Origin of the sequence: Collinsella sp. CLA-ER-H3 (assembly GCF_040092425.1) — a bacterium.
Taxonomy (GTDB): domain Bacteria; phylum Actinomycetota; class Coriobacteriia; order Coriobacteriales; family Coriobacteriaceae; genus Collinsella.
The window spans coordinates 1-1,816 of record NZ_JBBNLP010000021.1 but is presented as its reverse complement, the minus strand read 5'-3'; the positions used below and the strand labels follow the sequence as shown (position 1 = coordinate 1,816).

At 49.2% G+C, this 1,816-nt stretch carries 3 protein-coding genes; 1 reads left to right on the top strand and 2 read right to left on the bottom strand.

Features of this window, described 5'->3' with window-relative positions:
• The coding region (locus AAAX32_RS09980; protein WP_192919620.1) for a restriction endonuclease subunit S at positions 1–486 on the top strand (486 nt) is incomplete at its 5' end.
• Here the strand turns inward: AAAX32_RS09980 and AAAX32_RS09975 are convergent.
• Positions 476–1,270 (bottom strand): tyrosine-type recombinase/integrase, encoded by a 795-nt coding sequence (locus AAAX32_RS09975; protein WP_006235246.1) that lies wholly within the window; start codon positions 1,268–1,270, stop codon positions 476–478. The two genes, AAAX32_RS09980 and AAAX32_RS09975, sit on opposite strands and share 11 nt — an antisense overlap.
• 33 nt (positions 1,271–1,303) lie before the next feature.
• A partial coding sequence (locus AAAX32_RS09970; protein WP_192934321.1) for a restriction endonuclease subunit S occupies positions 1,304–1,816 on the bottom strand: 513 nt, incomplete at its 5' end.

Sequence of the window (1,816 nt, the reverse complement as noted above, 5' to 3'; positions counted from 1 at the left end):
CGTCGTTTAGGGTCTCTTGTCTTGAATCGCGGGCAGAAGAGGCCTGAGGCGCGTTTTGCCTATATCGACATCTCGTCGATTGACAATGTGAACCAAAAGCTCGGACAAGAAACTGTTATAAATGCAGCTGACGCGCCCTCACGAGCAAGAAAGCTAGTCGCAAAGAATGATGTTCTCTATGCGACCGTCCGCCCTTATTTGCATAATGCCTGTATCGTAGATAAGGATTTTAATATTAAGCCCATCGCAAGTACTGGGTTTGCTGTCCTTTCATGTCTTGACGGATTCCTTCCTAGTTTTCTTCTCTACTTTTTGGTTTCTCCTAGCTTTGACTCTTATGCAAATGCCAATGAGAACGCGAAGGGGGTTGCCTATCCGGCAATCAATGACAACAGGCTGTATCGCGCTCTAGTTCCTGTTCCCCCGGCCAGCGAGCAGAAACGAATTGTTTCTAGAGTCACCGAAGTATTTGCTCTTACCAATTGACTGCTTCATCAACCGCGGCGCGCTGTTCATCGGCAGTGCGCCGCAGATAGATTCGCGTTGTCTCAATGCTTTCGTGTCCCATAAGATCAGCAAGCAGTGAAATATCTGGGTTGCGGTTGATAAAGTTTTTTGCGAACAAGTGCCGAAATGAATGCGGGTATACGACGTCTTGGTCGACGCCATAGCGCAGTGCGGCACGCTTCAACCCTACGGATATGCCGCGCGAAGTAATCGCGTTGTCGTTTTTGCCTGGAAATAGAAGGCCATTCATTGGCTTGGCTTTCCATGTAAGACTTTCTTCACGCAAAGAGTCAGGTATCCAAATTCTCCTGAGCTTCTGGCCTTTTGAAACAATGTCCATATATCCAGCGGTAACGTGTTCTACTTTGAACTGTCTTAACTCACTTACTCTCGCACCCGTACAACCAAGAAAGCGAACGATGAAATACCAAAACCAATCACCGTCTTGCTTCAGGCCGCTGATTAACTGCATGTATTGTTCATTGCTGATGACATTGTCGAGAAACGGCTTCTGTTGAATTCGCACTCCTTTGAGTCGGATTCCATCGAAAGCGATGAAATCAAGGTAGGTGTTAATTGCGCCGATGCGGTTGTTAACCGTTTTCGGAGCGAATGAAGAAACCAGCCACTCTTTGTGCGCAAGAAGTGACTGGTTTGTTAGAGACTGAGTTTTATCGATAAGCTGGCATATTGCAAAGGAATAAGAATCAACAGTGTTTTCCGCATAACCCTTTTCCTGCAAGTATTGTACAAACATTCTCATGACATCTTCCTTTCGACGAGGTCATGAAAACAGTTAGACAAGTATTTTGAAAAGCCAGTCAACTTCATAAACGATGCGACGCTGCTCGGCGAGGGGCGGAACTGGGATTAGGTAGTTTCTGACCGTCTCCTGCGCAAGCTCTTTCTGCTTCGTGCTGCCGCTTGCCTGGTCTTCAATTTCAGACTGGACTGACGGCCCCGCGAAATAGGCGAAGGCAAACCGGTGATCAAGCCAATCTTCCCGCGTCCTGATCACCGTCACGTGGCTGTCGGCGACGGCCCAGCCGTATCTGTTTTTCGCCGAGTCATAGACCGCCATCCTGCCCAACGTGCCGAGGCCGGTCGAGTTCCAGAGAAGGTCACCATCCTTCAGAATCCGCTCATCCGCGTACTTGGATACGGTGGCTGGGTCGATGAACCTCGCCTTTTCCACGGAGAATCCGCTCCATTGGTTGCACTTTTGGGCGATCACGGGGTATTTCTCGACGGTCGAATACTTCGGCGACTTGCCCCTCTGGATGTAAGTGGTGACGCTCTCGAGCCTCGC